General features: G+C 54.7%; 22 protein-coding genes and 2 pseudogenes. 21 read left to right on the top strand and 3 right to left on the bottom strand.

The genetic code is table 11. The features are described from left to right. Positions 1-2: 2 nt before the first annotated feature. Positions 3-347, top strand: a complete 345-nt coding sequence (locus tag U0026_RS20210; protein ID WP_062776111.1) for a gamma-glutamylcyclotransferase family protein — start codon at positions 3-5, stop codon at positions 345-347. A gap of 158 nt (positions 348-505) precedes the next feature. Here U0026_RS20210 and ppa read toward each other — a convergent pair whose 3' ends face one another. Next, a complete protein-coding gene (gene ppa / locus U0026_RS20205) occupies positions 506-1033 on the bottom strand; it encodes an inorganic diphosphatase (RefSeq protein WP_062776113.1) in 528 nt (175 codons plus the stop codon). A 402-nt stretch (positions 1034-1435) separates the two neighbouring features. Between ppa and ytfQ the strand changes: the two genes are divergently transcribed. From ytfQ to U0026_RS20180, 5 genes are all read left to right on the top strand, one after another. After that, positions 1436-2392 (top strand): galactofuranose ABC transporter, galactofuranose-binding protein YtfQ, encoded by a 957-nt coding sequence (gene ytfQ / locus U0026_RS20200; protein WP_062776115.1) that lies wholly within the window; start codon positions 1436-1438, stop codon positions 2390-2392. Positions 2393-2516: 124 nt separating this feature from the next. Then, a complete protein-coding gene (gene ytfR, locus U0026_RS20195) occupies positions 2517-4019 on the top strand; it encodes a galactofuranose ABC transporter, ATP-binding protein YtfR (RefSeq protein ID WP_062776117.1) in 1503 nt (500 codons plus the stop codon). 10 nt (positions 4020-4029) lie between these two features. Further along, positions 4030-5055, top strand: a complete 1026-nt coding sequence (gene ytfT, locus U0026_RS20190) for a galactofuranose ABC transporter, ATP-binding protein YtfT (protein ID WP_126440901.1) — start codon at positions 4030-4032, stop codon at positions 5053-5055. Further along, entirely contained in the window at positions 5042-6043 is a 1002-nt protein-coding gene (gene yjfF, locus U0026_RS20185) for a galactofuranose ABC transporter, permease protein YjfF (protein WP_062776121.1), read from the top strand. Before ytfT ends, yjfF begins: the two co-directional genes overlap by 14 nt. Positions 6044-6128: 85 nt before the next feature. Beyond that, entirely contained in the window at positions 6129-7691 is a 1563-nt protein-coding gene (locus tag U0026_RS20180) for a methyl-accepting chemotaxis protein (RefSeq protein ID WP_062776126.1), read from the top strand. 420 nt (positions 7692-8111) lie between these two features. On the opposite strand, the gene fbp is transcribed toward U0026_RS20180, so the two are convergent. Further along, positions 8112-9110 carry a class 1 fructose-bisphosphatase gene (fbp, locus tag U0026_RS20175; RefSeq protein ID WP_062777731.1) on the bottom strand — a complete coding sequence of 333 codons (999 nt, stop codon included), beginning with the start codon at positions 9108-9110 and terminating at the stop codon, positions 8112-8114. 176 nt (positions 9111-9286) lie between these two features. On the opposite strand from fbp, the gene mpl reads away from it, so the two are divergent. Then, on the top strand, positions 9287-10654 hold the full coding sequence (mpl, locus tag U0026_RS20170) for a UDP-N-acetylmuramate:L-alanyl-gamma-D-glutamyl-meso-diaminopimelate ligase (protein WP_062777733.1): 1368 nt from the start codon (positions 9287-9289) through the stop codon (positions 10652-10654). 226 nt (positions 10655-10880) lie between these two features. After that, positions 10881-11402: a GNAT family N-acetyltransferase gene (locus U0026_RS20165; protein WP_062777734.1), complete on the top strand. Its 522-nt coding sequence runs from the start codon at positions 10881-10883 to the stop codon at positions 11400-11402. 86 nt (positions 11403-11488) lie between these two features. Here U0026_RS20165 and U0026_RS20160 read toward each other — a convergent pair. Further along, a pseudogene (locus tag U0026_RS20160) lies at positions 11489-11869 on the bottom strand (IS4 family transposase); the annotation flags it as partial. A 3-nt stretch (positions 11870-11872) separates the two neighbouring features. Between U0026_RS20160 and U0026_RS20155 the strand changes: the two are divergent. The 13 genes and pseudogenes from U0026_RS20155 to U0026_RS20095 all read left to right on the top strand — a co-directional run. After that, positions 11873-12633 (top strand): annotated as a pseudogene (locus U0026_RS20155) (Tn3 family transposase); the annotation flags it as partial. Positions 12634-12717: 84 nt separating this feature from the next. Then, the gene (locus U0026_RS20150; RefSeq protein ID WP_000156887.1) at positions 12718-13740 is read left to right on the top strand and encodes an IS110 family RNA-guided transposase; all 1023 of its coding nucleotides are present in this window, start codon (positions 12718-12720) and stop codon (positions 13738-13740) included. A gap of 1104 nt (positions 13741-14844) precedes the next feature. Beyond that, the gene (locus U0026_RS20145) at positions 14845-15405 is read left to right on the top strand and encodes a fimbrial protein (RefSeq protein WP_062777740.1); all 561 of its coding nucleotides are present in this window, start codon (positions 14845-14847) and stop codon (positions 15403-15405) included. A 61-nt stretch (positions 15406-15466) separates the two neighbouring features. Further along, on the top strand, positions 15467-16003 hold the full coding sequence (locus tag U0026_RS20140) for a fimbrial protein (RefSeq protein WP_062777741.1): 537 nt from the start codon (positions 15467-15469) through the stop codon (positions 16001-16003). Positions 16004-16110: 107 nt separating this feature from the next. Continuing rightward, positions 16111-18606, top strand: a complete 2496-nt coding sequence (locus U0026_RS20135; RefSeq protein WP_373859563.1) for a fimbria/pilus outer membrane usher protein — start codon at positions 16111-16113, stop codon at positions 18604-18606. Positions 18607-18646: 40 nt separating this feature from the next. Further along, positions 18647-19393 (top strand): fimbrial biogenesis chaperone, encoded by a 747-nt coding sequence (locus U0026_RS20130; protein WP_373859564.1) that lies wholly within the window; start codon positions 18647-18649, stop codon positions 19391-19393. A gap of 10 nt (positions 19394-19403) precedes the next feature. Beyond that, the gene (locus tag U0026_RS20125; protein WP_062777743.1) at positions 19404-20030 is read left to right on the top strand and encodes a fimbrial protein; all 627 of its coding nucleotides are present in this window, start codon (positions 19404-19406) and stop codon (positions 20028-20030) included. Then, positions 20027-20587, top strand: a complete 561-nt coding sequence (locus tag U0026_RS20120; RefSeq protein WP_062777744.1) for a fimbrial protein — start codon at positions 20027-20029, stop codon at positions 20585-20587. The genes U0026_RS20125 and U0026_RS20120 overlap by 4 nt, the downstream gene beginning before the upstream one ends. A 56-nt stretch (positions 20588-20643) precedes the next feature. Then, on the top strand, positions 20644-21303 hold the full coding sequence (locus U0026_RS20115; RefSeq protein WP_164717422.1) for an EAL domain-containing protein: 660 nt from the start codon (positions 20644-20646) through the stop codon (positions 21301-21303). A 19-nt stretch (positions 21304-21322) separates the two neighbouring features. Next, a complete protein-coding gene (locus U0026_RS20110) occupies positions 21323-21568 on the top strand; it encodes a FaeA/PapI family transcriptional regulator (protein ID WP_062777748.1) in 246 nt (81 codons plus the stop codon). Beyond that, positions 21562-22125 (top strand): hypothetical protein, encoded by a 564-nt coding sequence (locus tag U0026_RS20105; RefSeq protein WP_062777749.1) that lies wholly within the window; start codon positions 21562-21564, stop codon positions 22123-22125. The genes U0026_RS20110 and U0026_RS20105 overlap by 7 nt, the downstream gene beginning before the upstream one ends. Before the next feature lie 23 nt (positions 22126-22148). Then, a complete protein-coding gene (locus U0026_RS20100) occupies positions 22149-22946 on the top strand; it encodes a fimbria/pilus periplasmic chaperone (protein ID WP_062777750.1) in 798 nt (265 codons plus the stop codon). Beyond that, positions 22946-23485 carry a fimbrial protein gene (locus tag U0026_RS20095; protein ID WP_062777752.1) on the top strand — a complete coding sequence of 180 codons (540 nt, stop codon included), beginning with the start codon at positions 22946-22948 and terminating at the stop codon, positions 23483-23485. Before U0026_RS20100 ends, U0026_RS20095 begins: the two co-directional genes overlap by 1 nt.

Here is a 23485-nt window from a genome sequence, read left to right as displayed (position 1 = left end):
CAATGCGAATATTTGTGTACGGCAGTTTACGGCGCAAACAAGGTAACAGCCACTGGATGACCAACGCCCTGTGGCTGGGCGATCATAGCGTTCCCGATTATCAGCTGTACAGCCTGGGCCACTATCCAGGCGCGGTGCCCGGTGATGGCACAGTACACGGTGAGGTTTATCGGATAGACGCCTCGACGCTGGCCGAACTGGATGCGCTGCGCACCAAGGCGGGCGAATACGCTCGTCATCTCATCCAGACGCCGTATGGTAGCGCCTGGATGTACGTCTATCAGCGCCCAATTGACGGGATGAAGCTGATAGAAAGCGGCAACTGGTTGGATAAAGACCAGTATTGAATACGGCAACGCCACCTTCGGGTGGCGTTGTTTTTTGTATTGTTGATACTGCAAGATTCTTCACCCGCCCGTAGCCCGGCCAAGCGCAGCGCCGCCGGGATCCGCACAAACAAAAACACCGCCCGAAGGCGGTGTCTTGCAAAGCTCGAAAAGAAATCTTATTTCTTCGCGCGCTCGAAGGAAGCGATGATTTCAGCTTTAGCTGCTGCTGCATCTTCCCAACCGTCAACTTTAACCCATTTGCCTGCTTCGAGGTCTTTGTAGTGCTCGAAGAAGTGGGTGATCTGCGCTTTCAGCAGGTCTGGCAGGTCGTTCACATCTTTGATGTGATCGTATTCTTTGCTCAGCTTGGTGTGCGGTACCGCAACCAGTTTCGCATCTTCACCAGATTCGTCGGTCATTTTCAGCACGCCAACTGGACGGCAGCGAATAACTGAACCTGGCTCCAGTGGGTACGGAGTTGGGACCAGTACGTCAACCGGATCACCGTCCAGAGACAGGGTGTGGTTGATGTAGCCGTAGTTGCACGGATAGAACATCGCGGTGGACATGAAACGGTCAACGAACAGCGCGCCGCTCTCTTTGTCGACTTCGTATTTGATAGGATCTGCGTTAGCTGGGATTTCGATGACAACGTAGATATCTTCCGGCAGATCTTTACCCGCAGGGACGTTGAGTAAGCTCATGTCTGTTTCCTTTAGAATGTATGGCAAACTAGTGCCCGGTATTATAGCCAACTCGCCACGAAAGTCTTGACCTGTTTTACGTCCCCCGCCTTCGCGTCCGTCTTTTTCAGCCACTTCCTACGGCAGGAAAATCCATAAACTTAGCCGCATCCTGAATAAAATCATGAAACCGTTTACATCACGGTAAAAAATGACGGCGGCTCGCTGCATTTCTGCACAAAATCGATAGCGCTCAATGGATGCGCGACCCCTTCTCCTTGTTGATCTCTTCCACATCTCGCTAGTTAACAAATAATTTACTTTTTTGAAGTGTGATGTAACTCATTCCGTTACATAGCCCATTGTCTATAGTTCTTCCGCAGAAGAATATTTAACCAACGATAACCCTATGAGGATACCTCTATGTGGAAGCGCTTACTCCTTGTCACAGCAGTTTCCGCAGCCATGTCGTCTATGGTCATGGCTGCTCCATTAACGGTAGGATTTTCGCAGGTCGGCTCTGAATCCGGCTGGCGTGCGGCGGAAACTAACGTCGCTAAGCAGGAAGCCCAAAAACGCGGCATCACCCTGAAGATTGCCGACGGGCAGCAAAAACAGGAAAACCAACTTAAAGCGGTACGTTCGTTTATTGCCCAGGGCGTTGATGCCATCTTTATCGCACCTGTGGTAGCGACAGGCTGGGAACCGGTACTGAAAGAAGCCAAAGAGGCGAACATCCCGGTATTCCTGCTTGACCGCTCTATCGACGTGAAGGACAAATCGCTGTACATGACCACCGTCACCGCCAACAACGTGCTGGAAGGCCAACTTATCGGTGAATGGCTAATTAAAACCGCCGACGGTAAGCCGTGTAACGTGGTTGAACTGCAAGGTACGGTAGGGGCGAGCGTGGCGATTGACCGTAAGAAAGGCTTCGCTGATGCCATCTCTAAAGCCTCCAATATCAAGATCATCCGCTCCCAGTCCGGCGACTTTACCCGCAGCAAAGGTAAAGAGGTCATGGAAAGCTTTATCAAAGCCGAAAACAACGGCAAGAACATCTGCATGGTTTACGCGCACAACGACGACATGGTAATCGGTGCGATTCAGGCGATCAAAGAAGCGGGGCTGAAGCCAGGCAAAGATATCCTGACCGGCTCAATTGACGGTGTACCGGACATCTACAAAGCGATGATTGCCGGAGACGCTAACGCCAGCGTTGAACTGACGCCAAACATGGCTGGCCCGGCGTTTGATGCGCTGGAAAAATACAAAAAAGACGGCACCCTGCCTGAGAAAGTGACCCTGACGAAATCGACGCTCTACCTGCCGGATACGGCGAAAGAAGAGTTAGAGAAGAAGAAAAATATGGGCTATTGAGTGGCGGATACCCTCACCTCAACCCTCTCCCTGAAAGGGAGAGGGAGCTGTTCGGTGAGCGTATTGGGCACAATCTGTCCCCTCTCCCCTGTGGGGGGAGGGCTAGGGTGAGGGGGAGCGCACAATGACCACTGAAACCAACCCAGAAATCCTCCGTACCGAGGGACTCTGCCAGTACTTCCCCGGCGTTAAGGCGCTGGATAATGTCAATTTTAGCCTGCGTCGTGGCGAAATCATGGCGCTTTTGGGCGAAAACGGGGCCGGAAAATCCACGCTGATTAAAGCCCTGACCGGCGTCTACCACGCTAACAGCGGCACCATCTGGCTGGAAGGCCAGCAAATCAATCCGAAAAACACCGCTCATGCCCAACAATTGGGGATCGGCACGGTGTATCAGGAAGTGAACCTGCTGCCGAATATGTCGGTGGCGGATAACCTGTTTATTGGCCGCGAACCCAAACGCTTTGGCTTCCTGCGGCGTAAAGAGATGGAAAAGCGCGCTACCGCGCTTATGGCTTCCTACGGTTTCTCCCTTGACGTCCGCGAGCCCTTAAACCGTTTTTCGGTGGCGATGCAGCAGATCGTCGCTATCTGTCGGGCTATCGATCTCTCCGCCAAGGTTTTGATCCTCGATGAACCGACCGCCAGCCTCGACACCAAAGAGGTGGAAATGCTTTTCACCCTAATGCGCCAACTGCGCGACCAGGGCGTCAGCCTGATCTTCGTCACCCACTTCCTCGATCAGGTCTACGCCGTCAGCGACAGGATCACCGTCCTGCGCAACGGCAGCTTTGTCGGCTGCCGGGAAACCCGCGAGCTGCCGCAGATTGAGCTGGTCAAAATGATGCTTGGCCGCGAACTGGAACACCAGGCGCTACAGCGCGCCGGGCGCACGTTGCTGAGTGACAAACCGGTAGCCTCGTTTGAAGGCTACGGCAAAAACGGCACCATCGCGCCGTTCGATCTCCACGTCCGTCCTGGCGAAATTGTCGGCCTTGCGGGACTGTTAGGATCCGGGCGCACCGAAACCGCCGAGGTGATCTTCGGCATTCGCCCTGCCGATAGCGGGCAGGCGACGATCAAAGGCAAACCGCAAACCCTGCGATCGCCGCATCAGGCATCGTGTCTGGGGATCGGTTTTTGCCCTGAGGATCGTAAAACCGACGGTATTATTGCCGCCGCCTCCGTCCGTGAAAATATCATTCTCGCGTTGCAGGCGCAGCGCGGCTGGCTGCGGCCGATCCCGCGCAAAGAGCAAAACGACATTGCCGAGCGCTTTATTCGCCAGCTTGGGATCCGCACCCCCAGCGCCGAGCAGCCGGTGGAGTTTCTCTCCGGCGGTAATCAGCAGAAGGTGCTGCTGTCGCGCTGGCTGCTGACACGTCCCCAATTCTTGATCCTCGACGAACCGACGCGCGGGATCGATGTGGGGGCTCATGCGGAGATCATTCGCCTGATTGAAACCCTGTGCGCGGACGGCCTGGCGTTATTGGTTATCTCGTCGGAACTGGAAGAACTGGTGGGCTACGCCGATCGGGTGATCATCTTGCGTGATCGCCAGCAGATCGCCGAGATCCCACTGGATGAGCTCTCCGTTCCTGCCATCATGAACGCTATTGCGGCCTAAGGAGTTAACCGTGATGCCCCGATCCGTACCCCAAACAAAGCCATCCGGGCGGCGCTTTCGCTGGCCGCCGGGGATGCCGCAAATTGCGGCCTTAATTCTGGTGTTGCTGGTTGATAGCCTGGTGGCGCCGCATTTCTTCCAGATAACGCTCCAGGATGGCCGCCTGTTCGGCAGCCCTATCGACATCCTTAACCGTGCCGCCCCGGTGGCGTTGCTGGCGATTGGCATGACGCTGGTGATAGCCACCGGCGGCATCGACCTGTCCGTGGGGGCGGTGATGGCGATTGCCGGGGCTACCGCGGCCTCGATGACCGTTGCCGGACACAGCCTGCCGATTGTCCTGCTGGCGGCGCTGGGTTCCGGCGTACTGGCCGGACTGTGGAACGGTATCCTGGTCGCCATTCTCAAAATACAGCCCTTTGTGGCGACGCTTATCCTGATGGTGGCCGGGCGCGGTGTGGCGCAGCTCATCACCTCCGGGCAGATTGTCACCTTCGATTCGCCAGCGCTGGCCTGGCTTGGCAGCGGTAAAATGTTGCTGTTTCCCACGCCGGTGATTATCGCCCTGGTCACCCTCGTTATCTTCTGGCTGGTGGCCCGTAAAACGGCTCTCGGCATGTTTATTGAAGCGGTGGGGATTAACATCCGCGCGGCGAAAAACGCTGGGGTGAATACCCGTATCGTGGTGATGCTGGCGTATGTGTTGAGCGGCGTGTGTGCCGCGATTGCCGGGGTCATCGTCGCGGCGGATATTCGCGGCGCCGACGCCAATAACGCCGGGCTGTGGCTGGAGCTGGATGCCATTCTGGCGGTGGTTATCGGCGGTGGCTCGTTGATGGGCGGGCGCTTTAACCTGCTGCTGTCGGTAGTGGGCGCGCTGATTATTCAGGGCATGAACACCGGGATTTTACTCTCCGGCTTCCCGCCGGAACTGAATCAGGTTGTGAAAGCAGTGGTGGTGATGTGCGTGCTGATCGTCCAGTCATCGCGCTTTATTGAGATTCTGAAAAGGATACGGGGCCATGATAAAACGTAATTTGCCGCTGATGATTACGCTGGGCGTGTTTGTCCTCGGCTATCTCTACTGCCTGACCCAGTTTCCCGGCTTCGCCTCCACCCGGGTCATATGCAACATTCTGACCGATAACGCGTTTCTGGGGATCGTCGCGGTGGGGATGACCTTTGTGATCCTCTCCGGCGGGATCGATCTGTCGGTCGGTTCAGTGATCGCGTTTACCGGCGTATTCCTCGCCAAGGCTATCGGCTTCTGGGGATTGTCGCCGCTGGTGGCTTTTCCGCTAGTACTGGTGATGGGCTGCGCCTTTGGGGCCTTTATGGGCTGGCTGATTGATGCGCTGAAGATCCCCGCGTTCATCATTACGCTGGCGGGGATGTTCTTCCTGCGCGGCGTCAGCTATCTGGTGTCTGAAGAGTCGATTCCTATCGATCATCCGGTTTACGACACGCTCTCTGGGCTGGCGTGGACCATCCCCGGCGGCGGGCGCCTAAGCGCCATGGGGCTGCTGATGCTGCTGGTGGTGATCCTGGGGATTTTCCTCGCTCACCGTACTCGCTTTGGCAATCAGGTGTATGCCATCGGCGGTAGCGCGACCTCGGCGAATCTGATGGGTATTCCGACCCGTAGCACCATTGTGCGCATCTATATGTTATCGACCGGGCTGGCGACGCTGGCGGGGATCGTGTTCTCGATTTATACCCAGGCGGGTTACGCATTGGCAGGGGTTGGGGTCGAGCTGGATGCTATCGCATCGGTGGTGATTGGCGGTACGCTGCTCAGTGGGGGCGTCGGTACCGTCCTCGGCGCGCTGTTCGGCGTGGGCATTCAGGGGCTGATTCAGACCTATATCAACTTCGACGGCACGCTAAGCTCCTGGTGGACCAAAATTGCCATCGGCATTCTGCTGTTTATTTTTATCGCCCTTCAGCGTGGTCTGACCGTGCTGTGGGAGAACCGACAGAATGCGGCGGTCACCCGCGTCAACGTCGAAGTAACAAAGAACTAACATGCTGAAACGCTAAAGCTTTTCCGGTAGCAGCCGATACTTTTCTTTTACGCCAAACGTACCCCTGCTACCGGACAACACTATGATGCTAAAAACGCTTTCTATCCGTACCGGCCTGCTTTCTTTGCTCGCCGTGATGACCCTGTTGCTGATTCTGGTCAGCGGCATCGGCATTTACGCTCTCACCCAAAGCTCTACGTCATTACAGCGTATTGACCATCTGCAAAGTGACCAAATGGCCCAGCTCAACGAAGGCTATACGCTGCTGCTGCGCGCCCGAAATGAAGCGAGCCAAGCGGTGCGGCTGATGGAAATCGGTATGCTGGACGATGCGGCAAAAGCGGTTAAACAACTCAATGGGGAAGTGACGCAGGCGCAAAAAATTATTACCACCGTCAGCCGATCGCCGATAGACGATGCTGATGGGGCGAAGCTGTTGGCGGACGTGGCAAAAAACTACGAGGTCTACAATGCGCAGGGGATCAAACCCATGCTGGCATCGCTGGCGCAGCAAAACGTCGACGGCTATTACGATCTTCTGGAAAAGACCATGATCCCCGTTTCCCGTCAATTTGATAACGCCATTCATGCGTTCCAGAGTTGGGGAAAATCCCGCGGCCAGATTGAACTCGCAGCGGTACACAGCACCAAAAATCGTGTGCTTGTGCTGATGATTATCGCGATTGCCCTGACCGCCGGGGCCATCGCACTGGGCTGGCTACAGTTGCAGCATCTGTTGCTGAAACCTCTGGCGGCAGCGATTGGTAAACTTGAACAGGTGGCCGCCGGTGACTTAACCCATTCGCCGCTTAAGGCCAGCAGCGCGGAAATTAAGCGTCTGAACATGGCTATTGAAGGTATGCGTGAGTCGATGATGAATTCGGTGATGCGCGTGCGCGATGCTAGTTCGCAGATTGATGTTGGCAGCCGTGAACTGACTGCTGGCAATAACCATCTGGCGCAGCGTACCGAGTCAACGGCCACGTCGCTTGAGCAAACCGCTGCCAGCATGGAAGAACTGACCGCTACCGTGAAGCAGAACGCCGACAACGCCGATCAGGCGCATAAGTTGGCGAAAGATGTCTCCGACACCGCCGACCGTGGGAGCGAAATGGTCTGCTACGTGATTGAAAAAATGCAGGATATTGCCGGTAGCGCCAACCGCATCGCCGATATTCTTGGCGTGATTGACGGCATTGCCTTCCAGACCAACATCCTGGCGCTGAATGCCTCGGTAGAAGCGGCACGTGCGGGCGAGCAGGGACGGGGTTTTGCGGTGGTGGCGGGCGAGGTGCGTAATCTAGCCAGCCGCAGCGCCGACGCGGCAAAAGAGATCCGCCAGCTGATTTCCGCCTCGCAAACGCATGTTAATGAAGGCAGTGACCTGGCGCAGCAAGCGGGTGAAACCATGGATGAGATTGCCAGCGAAGTGATGCGTATGACCAAATTGATGCGTGAGATTGCCAGCGCGTCGCAGGAGCAGAGCCGTGGTATTGAGCAGGTGAATATTGCGGTGAGTCAGATGGATGAAACTGCGCAGCAGAATGCGGCGCTGGTACAGCAGTCTTCGGCGGCAACCCGCTCGCTGGAAGAGCAGTCGCAGGCGCTGGCGTCAGCGATGGCGTCGTTCCGGTTGCAGGTGTCGTAACCGGAGCTTCCCCTCACCCCGGCCCTCTCCCCAGAGGGGCGAGGGAGAAAACCAGACCGTCACCGGCAGTAAAAACCGCGCCGATCTGTCCCCTCTCCCCAGAGGGGCGAGGGAGAAAACCAGACCGTCACCGGCAGTAAAAACTGCGCCGATCGGTCCCCTCTCCCCAGAGGGGCGAGGGAGAAAACCAGACCGTCACCGGCAGTAAAAACCGCGCCGATCGGTCCCCTCTCCCCAGAGGATCGAGGGAGAAAACCAGACCGTCACCGGCAGTAAAAACCGCGCCGATCGGTCCCCTCTCCCCAGAGGGGCGAGGGAGAAAACCAGACTGTCACCGGCGGTAAAAACCGCGCCGATCGGTCCCCTCTCCCCTATGGGGAGAGGGTTAGGGTGAGGGGAAGACTCCCAAATCTAAACCTATTACGCGTCCGGATACTCACGAATCAAACGCTCAACATCTTCAACCATATGGTTGTTACCAACGAAGAACGAACGACGCTGGTGCAGCGTTTCCGGCTGAATATCCAGAATACGCTCTTTCCCATCGCTGGCCTTACCGCCAGCCTGTTCCGCGAGGAACGCCATCGGGTTGCACTCGTACAGTAAACGCAGCTTCCCATCCGGGTGGCTTGCCGTGCTTGGGTACAAATAAATCCCGCCCTTCAACAGGTTGCGGTGGAAATCCGCCACCAGAGAACCAATGTAGCGCGAGGTGTACGGGCGCTGCGTGTTGGTATCTTCTTCCTGACAGAACTTGATGTACTTCTTCACCCCGTTCGGGAATTTGATGTAGTTACCTTCGTTGATGGAATAGGTGTTGCCGCGTTCCGGGAAGCGCATACGCTCCTGGCTTAAGCAGAACACACCCAGCGAAGGGTCGTAGGTAAAGGCATGTACGCCACAACCGGTGGTGTACACCAGCATGGTTGAAGAGCCGTAAACCACATAACCGGCAGCAACCTGGCGATTACCCGGCTGGAGGAAATCTTCCTCGGTGACCGGCGTACCTACTGGGGTTACGCGGCGGTAGATAGAGAAAATTGTTCCGACTGAAACGTTAACGTCGATATTAGATGAGCCATCCAGCGGATCCATCAAGACCACGTATTTCGCATGCTCGCAGCCGTCAAAGACGACGATTTCGTCTTCTTCTTCAGAGGCGATACCGGCGACGATGTCACGTGCTCGTAATGCGGCTTTCAGTTTCTCGTTCGCGAAGAGATCGAGCTTTTGCTGTACTTCTCCCTGTACGTTTTCTGCGCCGCTGGCACCCAGGATATCGACCAGACCGGCCTTATTGATATCGCGGTGGATGATCTTGGCACCTAACTTTATTGCCGACAGCAAAGCAGTAAGCTCACCGGTAGCATGAGAGAACTCATGCTGCTTTTCGACAATAAATTCACCTAACGTTTTCATAACACTTTCCCTGACAGTGGATGTTGAGTAAAACGACTGCAACAATCTTAACAAAGAATAAAAAAAATACGCACAGGTGAATCGCGCCAGCAAACTACGGAATATCCTGAAATGCATTTCTCTGGCGGTAAACATATGGGTAAAATGCGGGGCAGATTAAAAAAGGACAGTAACGTATGCGCATTCATATTTTGGGTATTTGCGGCACCTTCATGGGCGGCCTGGCAATGCTGGCCCGCTCATTGGGTCACGAAGTCACGGGTTCGGATGCCAATGTGTATCCCCCGATGAGCACGCTGCTTGAAAAGCAAGGTATTGATTTAATTCAAGGTTATGACGCAAGTCAGCTCGACTCTCAGCCGGATCTGGTGATCATCGGCAACGCCATGACGCGCGGTAATCCGTGTGTTGAAGCGGTGCTGGAGAAAAACATTCCGTACATGTCTGGCCCACAGTGGCTGCATGATTTCGTGCTGCGCGACCGCTGGGTCGTGGCGATTGCCGGTACGCACGGTAAAACCACCACCGCGGGCATGGCGACCTGGATCCTCGAAGCATGCGGCTACAAGCCGGGCTTTGTGATAGGCGGCCTGCCGGGTAACTTTGATGTTTCCGCACGTCTGGGCGACAGCCCATTCTTCGTGATTGAAGCTGATGAATACGACTGCGCCTTCTTTGATAAGCGCTCCAAATTCGTTCATTACTGCCCGCGCACGCTGGTCCTCAACAACCTTGAGTTCGATCACGCGGACATTTTCGACGATCTGAAAGCTATTCAGAAACAGTTCCACCACCTGGTGCGTATTGTGCCGGGGCAAGGCCGCATTATCCTGCCAGAGAACGACGCTAACCTGAAACAGGTGATGGCGATGGGCTGCTGGAGCGAGCAGGAGCTGGTCGGCGAGCAGGGCCACTGGCAGGCGAAGAAACTCAATACCGACGCCTCCGAGTGGGAAGTGCTGCTCGACGGCGAAAAAGTCGGTGAAGTGAAGTGGGGCCTGGTCGGCGAGCACAACATGCACAATGGCCTGATGGCGATTGCTGCCGCGCGTCACGTGGGCGTGCTTCCAGCCGACGCCGCTAATGCGCTGGGTGGCTTTATCAACGCTCGTCGTCGCCTTGAGCTACGCGGTGAAGCCAACGGCGTCTGCGTGTATGACGATTTCGCGCATCACCCAACGGCTATCCTCGCCACGCTGCAGGCGCTGCGCGGTAAAGTCGGCGGCACCGCGAAAATCATCGCCGTGCTGGAGCCTCGCTCTAACACCATGAAAATGGGCGTCTGCAAAGATGATTTAGCACCGTCTTTAGGCCGTGCTGATGAAGTGTTCCTGCTGCAACCTCAGCATATTCCGTGGCAGGTTGCGGAAGTGGCGGAAGCCTGCGTGCAGCCCGCCCACTGGAGCGCTGACGTTGACGTGCTGGCGGATATGGTGATTAAAAACGCGGAACCTGGCGACCATATTCTGGTGATGAGCAACGGCGGGTTTGGTGGTATTCATCAAAAACTGCTGGATGGGTTAGCGAAGAAGGCGCAGCAGTAATTTGTTCTGCGCCTTTTTCCCCTCACCCTAACCCTCTCCCCACAGGGGAGAGGGGACCGTTCGATGCAGGGTTAACATTCAGCGCCGATCGGGTTTCTTCCACAGCCTGATGTGAAGAGCAGATGGTCGATTTCGCACCAATCTGGTTTTCTCCCTCGCCCCTCAGGGGAGAGGGCCGGGGTGAGGGGCCATCACTCAAATTCTGAATTTCACCGGTACTCATCAAATGCTAACCTCCAGGAAACTCACCTCTACCGACTCTCCTTTGTTCCCACCGCTGGATACGCTCTACGCGCAAGCTTTCCCGTGGCACGAACAGCGTGAACTTCTCGCCAAACAACGCGCGCTAATCGATCCGCACTTCGCACTCGAAGCATGGTTTGACGGCGAGCAGTTTATTGGAATGAGCGGCACATGGGCGTTCGATGGCTACGTCTACATCGAACACCTGGCGATTGACAGCAGCCTGCGCTCACAGGGCTACGGCAAGCGACTGCTGGGGCAGATTCTGGCGCGTGCGCCAAAAACGATTCTGGAAATCGATCCGCTGACCACCGAGATTGCGCACAAGCGTCTGCGTTTTTATGAGGGCATGGGCTTCTTCGCTAACCCATGGTCACATGCGCACCCGACCTATCACGCAGGGATTGCCGATCATAAATTGATTGTGCTGAGCTACCCGCAGCCGATAGATGAAGCGTTGTATCAGCGGTTTAATGAGGATTTGTGCAATATCGTTATGGCATAAGTGACGCGTAGGTCTGATAAGCGATGCGCCATCAGGACGTTGATGAGGGCAAAAAAATACCCTCACAGCGGAGTAATGCCAGTCAGTTAAGACACTGACTGGCCCTTTTTCGGGGCTGTGGGGTATCTCCAGGGCCTTTCCTTTACCACTCTCGGGAAGGCCCTTTCCCCTCTTGTCGGTAATTTTACCAGCTGCCCTATACTTTCAAGATCACGCATCAGCTCCGGGATTCGCCCCGGTGAATCACCCTGCAGAGTCATCAGCATTCTCATTACCATTCCACATGATCCTGAGAAGCTCAGCTGATTCGGTCAGTATCCTTTCAGATGTCACACCATCTTAATTATCTGATATCTCACCAGATTATAAGCCAGCAAGACGCCCCACAGTTCCTGCTCCACAAGCTCCGGCTTTTTACTTCTCAGCGTCAGCCTGCTCAGTTGCATCGTCTGTTTTATCCCCCTGTATCTTTAGATGGCTTGCTGTACCATGAAAGCGGCCTGGAAATCAGGGAGCATTACACCGATACCGCGGGTTTCACCGATCATGTTTTTGCCCTGATGCATCTGCTGGGGTTTGCGTTCTGTCCGCGAATCAGGGATCTCCACGACAATAAGCAGTTTATCAAAGGGAAAGCGGACCAGTACCCGGCGCTTCAGTCACTGATATCAACGACCACCCTGAATCTGAAATAGATCGAAATTCACTGGCGTGAAGTGCTGCGTCTGGCGACCTTGATAAAGCAGGGAACCGTGACAGCATCTCTGATGCTGAAAAAACTAGCCAGCTACCCCAAGCAAAACGAGCTGGCCAAAGCACTGAGAGAAATTGGCCGTATTGAGTGGCTCGGCTGGTTCCGTTCCTGCACTGCGCCGGCGGGGCTGAATAAAGGTGAGGCACGTAACGCACTGGCGCGGGCGGTATTCCTGCACCGGCTGGGAGAAATCAGGGACCGAAAACCGGAAAATCAGAGTTATCGTGCCAGTGGACTGACGCTCCTGACAGCTGCCATATCCCTGTGGAATACTGTCTATATGGAAAGATCTATCGATGCCCTGAAGCGGAAGGTGCTGAAGATGAACGAGCAACTGTTGTCGCATTTGTCGCCGTTGGGCTGGGAGCACATCAATCTGACAGGCGATTATATCTGGAAAAGCAACCGGATACCGGCTTCCGATAAGTTTCGTCGGCTGAGGCCCGCTAAAGTAGAAAGTTCAAAAAACAACCTTAACGAATGGAAGGGACTTCCCCTGATTATGCGCCTGATTAACTCTTGTGCAATCATGGGGTACACATCGTCCCGGAGGAATTCGTTATGACTATCACGACTGTCGGTATCGATCTTGCTAAAAATGTGTTTGCTGTTCACGGTGTTGATCAAAATGGTAGAACTGTTCTGGTTAAGCCTAAAGTATCGCGTGCTGCACTTCCTGAGTTAATTGCAAGTTTGCCTCCCTGTGTTATCGGGATGGAAGCATGCTCCGGGGCTCACTACTGGGCAAGATTGTTTCGGCAGTATGGTCATGAGCCACGTCTGATGGCTGCTAAGTTTGTATCGCCTTATCGTATGGCCGGAAAATCAGGAAAAAATGATGCAGCTGATGCTCAGGCTATCTGTGAAGCTGTTCGTCGTCCGCATATGCGGTTCGTACCAGTGAAAGACGAAAGCCAGCAGGCCATGCAGTGTTTACATCGTACCCGTCAGGGTTTTATCGAAGAGAAAACAGCAACGTATAATCGTCTGCGAGGATTGATATCTGAATTCGGTGTCATCGCGCCACAAAGTGCTGATGCCCTGCGCCACATGGTTTCTGTGCAGAAGAGCTCTTTACCGCTTCAGGTTCAGCAATGTGTTGATGATTTGATGGAACACGTTGATCGCATTGAAGCTAACATCACTGAATATGACCGAATTTTGTCCCACATAGCCAAAACAGATCATCGCAGTCAGCGGCTGATGGAGCTAAAGGGCGTTGGTCCCACAACGGCCTGTGCACTGGTCGCCAGTATCGGTAATGCACATGATTTTAAAAATGGACGTCAACTGGCAGCCTGGCTGGGGCTGACGCCATCACAATACAGCAGCGGGGGAAAGTCGAAACTCGGCAGGATCACAAAAGCCGGTGATTCGTATCTGCGAACGCTTCTGGTTCAGGGGGCTCGTTCAGTGCTTATTGGCGCCGGGAAAAGGACTGACTCATTCAGCCGTTGGGTTTGTATGTTGGTTGAGCGCAGAGGGTACTGGCGGGCTGTTGTGGCCATCGCCGCCAAAAATGCGCGGCTGTGTTGGGCATCACTACATTACGGTGATGATTTCCGGCTGTACTCAGTCAACTAAAGCTCGAAGCTGTATAACCATCTGACCTGCAATTCGTTGATGATAAAGGGTTAGACCCCGTGAGGCCTATCTGGCTATTGTACAGGATATACGTATCCGCTTAACGAACAAGAACCTCACGCGCGTCTTTCATCAGGGCCCGAATCGATGACGATTCATCATGGCCGTTTATAGTACCGCAGTCTCTCCCCTTTATTTTTACTGAAGAGCAGACAGAAACCATAAATACCGGCTTTGACATGCCGGGGAAGTCCTTATAGTACAATAATTTTCGATATCCAAACTGACCCCTAGTAGCAGGGAAAGCTCCTCAGCAAGTAAACGCTACTCGTCCCTGTCATCAAAACTTTCTCCTGCGACAACATCACAACTCGCCGAATTATCAATGGGTAATCGCTATGATAACCATTTCACAGGTGGGTGATTTTTACTCAGTTCCAGTTCAAAAAAGTCAGATGTAGCCTTTTGCAGCTTCGCTCCCACTAGGCTTATAGGTCAAGTTTGGTGACGGCCAGATGATCACTATTTTCAATGAGGACCCCTACTAAGGCTGACCAAACAACATGACCATGAGGGAAAGCGTGTGAGTAATGAACTAGGAAGATGTTAGTTTGTCGATCGGCTGGCGCAGAATATAGTTTCAATCTTATTGTTTTTATTATCAATAAGCTAAAATCCCCCTTTCGTTTATTGTTTGTTTATTGTTTATTGTTTTTTGTGGGGGTTTATATTTTGTATTTTATTGCTCGATATAGGCTTCATTACATTTAATTCTTGGCGACATTTATGTTTCTATTTTAGCATTTATCACTACTGTGGTTGTGTAAGCCACCTTCTTTAGTGATAAATGCTGCCATTGTCTTTGTTTTTAGTCGATGAAATTGATTTATGAGTCTTTATTGGTATGGTATTCCTGTTTTCATGGTAATTGTTGATAATTATTTCAGCGCCAAAAGGTGTAAAAGATAAAAAATACTTATGCCATCCATTCATATGAATGGATTTATGTTATCTCGCCAAAGTAAACATAATGGCGAGTATTTTTTATCGTTTTTTTTCAGATGTATATCATTGATGTAACTATTATTAATAAGGATTGAGTTAATGAAATTAAATAAAATCGCGTCTGTTTTTGCTCTGGCAATGGGTATGACGGCAATGGGCGTGAGCGCCGCTGAAGTAGTTGATCAGGGCCATGGTTCTATTAAATTTACCGGCACCATCATTGATGCACCATGCTCCATTAACCCGGAAAGCAGCAACCAGGAAATTGATCTTGGCCAGATTGCAGCACATTCACTGGACAATGAAGGCCGCTCTAGCGTTCAGCCGTTCTTTATCAAACTGGAAAACTGTGTTCTGGAAGAAGGTAAAGATGCTACTGGTAAGCCACTGAAAAATAATACCATTAACATCACTTTTAACGGTGCTAAGGTTGAGGGTACTGAGCTGCTGGGTATTACTGGTTCTGCATCCGGTGCTGGTGTGGCGCTGGGTGCTGCTACCGGTGAGCAGATTAAGCTTAACACGCAGACATTTGTCCAGGATATGAGCGAAGGTAACAACACCCTAGCATTCTCGGCCTGGCTGCAGGGTATCAGCGGAGTTTCCGCAGTCCCAGGTATGTTTGACGCCATCACTGATTTCACCATGCAGTACGAATAATCGTTCAGCCTGAACTGATTAATATCCGGCGGAATCATCCGCCGGATACAGGAGTAACAGAATGCTGAACCATCCGGTTATTGCTGTTGTATTGATACGGCTTCTCAGCCTCTCAGTATTGGCCGCTCCGGCTGACCAGGGGCACGGGATTGTCAGATTAAATGGTGAAATCATGGCGTCAGCCTGCGGTATTCACACTGATGATTTGTGGCAGGAAGTGAATTTCCCCCCTGTCTCTGTTGACCAGGTATCGTCTTTTTCCGGGCAGACAACCCGGGACTTTTCACTGCGACTGATTAACTGTCGCCTTGAAAAAGAAGATGGCTCGCTCTGGCAAAGTGCGCAGGTGTATTTTGACGGTGAACCCGATTATCTGACCCGAAGTTTATTTGCCCTGCACGGTGAGGCAAAGGGGCTGGCGCTGCAGCTTACGGATGAACGGGGTGAAATTGCTCTGCCCGGACAGGCTTTCAGCGCGGTGACGTTAAACGAAGGTGATCAGAAACTGAATTATCACCTGAGGGTGATGCGTAACGGAGAAGCCCTGCAGGAAGGCTCTTGGTCGGCCAGTTTGCGCTTTATGGTGGTGTACCAGTAATTCAACTCTGCTGATTTCGGGTCATTCTTTATTTTGTTTTAACCATCTGGAGTTGGTGCGTTTATTTTCAGGGAAATTAGGTAAGTATAAAAATGAATAAATCAGGCATGTTTCAGCGCTCAGTCCTGAGTGTGTGCATTTTTATGCTTATTCAGGGTATTCCATTTTCGGTTTCTTCGGTTGATTTTAATACCGATATAATGGATGCGGAAGACCGCAGTAATATTGATTTATCCCGCTTTTCGCAGGCCGGCTATATTATGCCCGGCGAATATCAACTGAGCATGGTACTGAACGGACAGAAAATATCAGAACAACATATTGTATTCCGGGAACGTAAAACCACGGTACCTGATAAAAAAGCGGTTGTTGAAACCTGCCTGACCCGTGATCAGGTGAATATGTTGGGATTGAAGCCGGATGCGCTGGAAAAGATTGCCTTTGATAAAGACGAATTATGCGGGGATTTTTCAGCTATTGAGGGGGTGGTGCTGCGGGGAGACCTGTCCACAACCTCTCTGCATATTGCTATTCCTCAGTCCTGGTTGGAGTACCAAGATGCGAGTTGGCTGCCGCCTTCCCGCTGGGAAAACGGTATTCCGGGGTTATTGCTGGATTACAACGTCAATGCCACCCACAACCGGCCAAATAAAGGTAATCCATCCCAGAACGTCAGCGCCAGCGGGACCACGGGGGCCAATCTGGGCGCCTGGCGTCTTCGTGGAGACTGGCAGGGGAATTACAGCCACACCACCGGGCAGCCCGGCAGTCTGCGGACGTTTGACTGGAGCCGTATCTATGCCTACCGGGCACTGCCGGGGCTGATGGCCAAAATGACAGTCGGGGAAGATTACCTATCCTCAGATCTGTTTGATTCCTGGCGCTACACCGGTGCGTCACTGGTCAGCGATGAGAGCCAGTTGCCGCCGAAGCTGCGTGGCTATGCGCCGGAGGTCAGCGGCATCGCCCGCACCAATGCGAAGGTTATTATCAGCCAGCAGGGGCGTGTCATCTATGAATCCACGGTGGCGGCAGGGCCGTTTCGTATTCAGGAGCTGGGCAGCGCTACCAGCGGCACGCTGGATGTCCGGGTGGAAGAGCAGGACGGGACGGTACAGACCTTCCAGACCACCACGGCCACCATACCGTACCTGACCCGGCCGGGACAGGTGCGCTACAAACTGGCGGTCGGTCGACCGTCGGACTACTCCCATCACGTGGAAGGTCCGATGTTTGGGACCGCCGAACTCTCCTGGGGGGTCAGCAATGCCTGGTCGCTGTACGGTGGCGGGATTTTTTCCCAAGACTATAACAGCGTGGCGCTGGGTATCGGGCGGGATTTGTTCCAGTTCGGGGCGATATCGACAGATATCACCCAGTCAGTGGCCCGGTATCCGGGTGACACGACGCTGAGTGGCCGTTCCTACCGGGTCAGTTATTCCAAACGTTTTGAAGAATTTAATGGTGATGTGACCTTTGCCGGCTACCGCTTCTCGGAGCGGAATTACCTGTCGATGACTGAGTATCTGAACAGTCGCTATCACAATGGTTCCCGGGGGAACAGCAAGGAGCTGTACACCGTCACCGCGAGTAAAAGCTTCCCGGATCAACGGATATCAACCAGCCTGAGCTGGTCACACCAGACCTACTGGGACCGGGTGAATGATGACCGCTACAGTCTGTCAGCCAGCACCTATTTTGATGCCGGAGACTGGCGCAATGTGGCGCTGTCGCTCTCGGCAAGCCGCAGTGAGTACGAAGGGCGTACGGATGATGCGGTGTGGCTGAGCCTGAGTCTGCCGCTGGGCAACGGGACAGCCAGCTATAACGGTAACTGGAACAAGAACAAGAGTTTCACCCAGTCAGCCAGCTGGTATCAGCGTCTGAAGGAGGGCGACAGTTACCGTCTGAGTGCCGGTACCCGGAATAACCAGGGGGAAAGCATGACCACCCAGGCGAGTGGATTATACAGTCATTATGGCGCGATGGGGGATATCACCGCCAACGTGGGCTGGCAGCAGAATGCCTACAGCTCATTTGGCCTGTCGTTCAGTGGTGGCATGACCGCAACGGCGGAAGGGGCCGCGCTGCACGGGGCCTCTCCCCGCGGCGGCACCCGGATGCTGGTCAGCACCGATGGCATCAGCGGCGTGCCGGTGGGACGTAACGGGAAAAACAATTTCTTTGGGATTGCGGTGGAGCCTTCTGTCCCGAGTTACTACCGCGCATCCACCCGTATCGACGTTAATCGCCTGCCGGATGATGTGGAGGTCGGTGGTACGCCGGTGGCAGAAGCCGCCCTGACTGAGGGCGCAATTGGTTTTCGTCGCTTCGATGTGCTGAAAGGTAGCAAGGTGGTAGCGATTCTGGCGATGGCCGATGGCTCCCATCCTCCGTTTGGCGCCAGCGTGCGTAACGCAAAAGAACGAGAGCTGGGCATGGTGAGTGACGGGGGCCTAGCGTGGATAACCGGGGTGAACCCGGGCGAATCTCTGGGGGTGTACTGGGGGGGCAAACAGCAGTGTGTGGCCACGCTGCCATCGTCCCTGACCGGGATCAGCGGGCAGCTCCTGCTTCCGTGCCGGGCCGAGATATCCCTGTAGGAACGAAACCGTTTTTTTACAGACAGAACAAGAGTCGGACATGATGAACAAAAAAATGAAGTACGCGATGTGTTTGCTGACGACCTGCATGGTGTCTGCCAGCCTGAGCTTGCCGGCTCAGGCGGCTATCGCCCTGGATCGGACTCGGGCGATATTCCCGGGCTCCGAAAAAAGTATGGTGCTGAATATCAGCAACGACAGCCAGAAAAAACCCTACCTGGCCCAGGCTTGGCTGGAAGATGCGAAGGGTAACAAGCTGGCAGATTACCTGACGGCCACCCCGCCGCTGCAGCGAGTGGAGCCCGGTGGAAAGAGTGCCATTCGAGTGACGGCGTTGCCGTCAGTCGCTTCCCTGCCACAGGATCGGGAGAGCCTGTTCTGGTTCAGCGTGAGAGAAGTTCCACCAAAGAGCGATCGGGCTAACGTACTGCAGGTCGCCCTGCAGACCAAAATCAAACTCTTCTACCGCCCGGCCGCCATTATTCCGGAGCGTTACAGCCGCCAGGATACGGAGCTGGTACTGCATAAAACCGCAGGGGGTTATCGGGTGGAAAACCCTACACCCTATTACATGACTGTCGTCGGGGTCACCAGCGGAAAGGAATTCAGCTCTGTCGATTTTAAGCCGGTGATGGTAGCCCCGAAATCCAGCGACATGCTGCGTACCGGGCAGTTTACCCGCCTGCATCTGGTCACGCTTAACGATTTTGGTGGGCGGGCGGTGATGCCGTTCGTCTGCCAGGGTGATGTCTGTCGGGCCAGTCCGGCAGAGGCAAAAACTGACTGAGGACAAGGGGATGATCGCAGGCACGGAAAGACAAACGAATCGCAGGCTATGGCTGGTCGCCCTGGTGGCGACCCTGCCTCTTGTCGCTCTGTCCGTGAGCAGCCATACCACCCGGGAATTACCTCCGCTGATTGACGGGCTGAACGGCCGGGTGGACGTGACCGGCAGTTTGGTCAGTACCCCCTGTATCCTGATGCCGGAGTCACAGGAGCAGGAGATTTCTCTGGGCCGGACCCCGCTGTTTGACCTGAAACAGACCGGTGATGTCACGGTACCCGTGGTGGTGGCGGTGAAGCTAGATGGATGTCCCGGAGGGCGTCATGCCCTGGAGGACCGTCAGTCGATGCGTGGAGCTCTGTGGCTCTCAGGGCAGAGTGGCGTGAGAATGCGGGTTACCGGGGTGGCCGATCCTGATGACCGTCGGTTTTTTCGGGTACGCGGAGGCGCACTTGGGGTGGCACTCCGCTTGGCGGAGCAGGACGGGACGCTGTTATCTCCGGATATGACCGGGCGGGCAATACCGCTGTCACCGGGACGCAATGACCTGATGTTGCAGGCGCAGCTGTGGCGTAAAGCGCAGCCGCTGGTACCGGGAGAATGGTACTCAGTGGTCCATATTGACCTGGAGTATGAATGATGAGCAGAAAACGACAAACGCGGCGAACCGGCCCGGACTGGGTGGCCAAGGGGTTGAAGGGCCTGGTATCCGGCACGATGCTCAGCATGGCCGGCGTGATCCCGGTGATGGCCGATACCGATGTGGAATTCAGCGGGACGCTGGTCGCCGATCCCTGTCAGGTGGATGTGGACTCTGAAGATCAGACCGTCGATTTTGGGGCCATTGCGTCAAAAACCTTTATCAATCATGACCAGTCGGCACCGGAGACCTTTCACATTTTACTGAAAGACTGTGACCTGACACTGGGTGAAAAAGTCTCGGTGACGTTTTACGGTGAAAAGGATGCCACCGAGCCCGCGTTGTTTGCTGTGACGGGACAGGCTAGGGGGATCGCGCTGGCTATCACCGACAGTGAAGGCCACCCGGTGACGCCGGATGGGGCGCAGTCATGGCGGCCCCTGGCACCGGGCGACGTACAGTTAACCTGGCAGGCCCGAGTTCAGTCCACCGCCGGGAAAGCGGTGACGGAAGGGGAATTCCAGTCGGTGGTGACGTTCTCACTGCAGTATGAGTAAGTATCCGGAGGTGGATGATGAGGATCCGACAGACGCAAACGCAGGAAGATATCAGGATGCTGACCGCAGTAAAAGGGATGCGTCTGCAACCTCTGGTCGATCTCCAGGCCAGCCAGTGCCTGGGATATGAAGTTCTGGCAAAGCTGAGCACGGGGGAGGGGCATGACGATTTCTTTCAGGCCCTGAGCGCGGAGGCCCACCTGCTGTTGTTCCTGCGACAGATGGAGGCGTTACACCGGCTGAAGGGGGAGGAGAAGGGACTGTTCTTCCTGAACCTGCCGGTGCGTGTACTGAACGATGCTGCCTGTTTTCGCCGGTTGAAGCAGATCCGACTCTGCTATCGACGCAATATGGTCATTGAAGTGCAGGATCCGGCCACCCTGCTGACACTAGACCCCGCGCAGCGCGAGATGCTCCGTACTCAGATCCGGCGCCTGCGGATGTCAGGCTGGCGAGTCTGGCTGGATGACCTGACGCCGGCGGTGCAGGCCGGCCTGGCGGCGGAGACCTGGTGGTTTGACGGGGTGAAAACCGACCGGGATGAGCTACAACGACAAACCCTGCCGGCGCTGGTAAAGCAGGCGAGGCATCTGGGGCGGCAGGTTCTGGTGGAAGGTATTGAGACGGAGGCCGTCCTGCTCCGGGCCCGGGCAAGCGGAGCAGAGTGGGGACAGGGCTATTTGTGGCCGGAGCGCGAGGTGGCGTTCTGCCTCTGACGGAAAAAGGAGAGGGTAAATGCGTAAAAACAGTGAAGTATTACAACAGCAGAGCCAGCAGTGTCTGTCATTACTGGCTCATCTGCACCAGAGTGGCCTGGAGTGGAACAGCTCCCGGGAAGTGGCCGACCGTCTGGATATCAGCGTGTATCTGGCCCGTCTGCGACTGCTGAATTTACAGGCGCAGGGTCAGGTTAACAGCAGTACGCTGAATGGTGAGAGCAGTGGACGTGGAAAAACGCGCTACTGGAAGCGCTTATGCTGACGCTATCCCCGGCAGTCGACGGTTACGTGGAGGCCGGGCTCCGGGCACTGCTGGAAGATATCCGGCCACAGATCGCGGTCAGTATCCTGTCGTTCCCGGATATGCGTTATCTGCTGGCCTGGAGTTGTAATCCCGGCCTGTCTGACGGGATCACCCTGATGGTCGGAGGACAGCGGCAGCTGATGGCGCTGTCAGGGCTGCTGTGCCCGAAACAGGTGGTGTTTCTGGATAACAGTATGTCCCTGGATCAGGTTCGGAGTTACCTACGGTACCGGTTGGAATGGCTGTCGCACCGGGACCTGGGAGATGCGCCGTCGACCCGGTACAGTATCCGCTTGTCTGATGATGAGCTGGCGGTGGCCTGCCGATTATTACTGGGGTTGCCCGGCGAGCGGGGCAGTAAGCGGGACAGCCAGCTGAAACTGCGGCTGATGCAAAAAGTCGGGGCCGGAGACCGCGCCTCGTTACTGGTCCGGCTGCGGTTGCTGTTCTGGCTGGACCGGCGATATCTGTGCCAGGAGCCGGAATTCGAGAATATCCGGCGGTCGGTAGCCTGAAGGCGAAAACAGGATCCAATGAGATGAGAATGAAACGAGATATTGCTGCCGGAGTGGCATTATTGCTGACGGGAGTAACGGCCGGACAGGCGGCACTGACCGTGGACCGTTCACGTCTGGTGTTTAACGAAGGTGAGAACGCCATCAGTGTTAACGTGGCCAACCGCAGTACGCAGAATCCGTATCTGGCCCAGGCGTGGCTGGAAGATGAGCAGGAAAAAAAATTAACCGGTCCCCTGATGGTGTTGCCGCCGTTGCAGCGAGTGGAGGCTGACGGGAAGACGCAGGTGCGTGTTCAGTCGTTGCCAGAAACAGCCTCTCTGCCGAAAGACCGGGAGAGCGTGTTCTACTTCAACCTGCGTGAAATTCCGCCAAAATCGGAGAAAGCGAACGTCCTGACGCTGGCAATGCAGACCCGGATGAAGCTGTTCTATCGTCCGAAAGGGCTGAAGGTCGACCCGATGCTGGATACAGTACCGGGAACAGAGACGCTCACGCTGAGCCGTCAGGGGGGGAAATACATTCTGAATAACTCGACCCCGTACCATTTCACTTTTGTGGAAGGGCGCAGCATCGAGAAGGGAGCTGGACTGGCTGGGTTTGAGCCGGTCATGGTGGCGCCGAAAGAGACGCTGACGCTGCCCGCGGTACAGTACGGTAATACGCCGGTACTGATGTTCGTCAATGATTTTGGTGGCCAGCGACTGCTGCCCTTTAGCTGCAGTGGTAACAGCTGTAAAGCCGGGAAGGTGATTGTGCCGGCGCTGGCACAGGCGGACGGGCGGACAACCGTGGCGCCGTTCAGGGCGAAGGAGGAGTGATGGTCGCTCGCTTTCTTTTGTCCACTCTGCCTGCCTTTCTACTATTGATGATAGTACCGTCGGCATTCGTTTTCGCCGTACAGCAGGGAGATACATCAACATTGACTATTACCGGTACGGTTGTGGATGCCCCTCAATGCACGGTGAACGGCAATGGTGTGGTTACAGTGAATTTTGGTGATGACGTTGAAATCCATAAGCTGGACGGGGTCAGTTATAAAAAGACAAAGCTGGAGTACAAAATGGTCTGCACCGGGCTGGCTAAACCCAAACTGAAAGTCTCCGTAACCGGTCAGCAGGCGGGGTTTGGCTCAGGGCTGATTTATACCAACCGGACCGGGCTGGGCATTCAGTTGTATCACGACAGCACACCCCTGAATACGGGCGTGACGACAGTGGCGGCCACGCAGGTTAATTTTGATTACGACGGTCCGGGGAGTGAGCCATTGTTATATGCGGTGCCAGTGGCTCAGGACGGAACCAGGCTGACGGCGGGAGATTTTAGCGGTAACGGTACTCTGGTCATCGCCTACCAGTGA

This window comes from Kluyvera intermedia (assembly GCF_034424175.1).
GTDB lineage: Bacteria > Pseudomonadota > Gammaproteobacteria > Enterobacterales > Enterobacteriaceae > Kluyvera > Kluyvera intermedia.
Note: the sequence above shows the minus strand (reverse complement) of the source record. Positions and strands in the feature narration are given on the sequence as shown.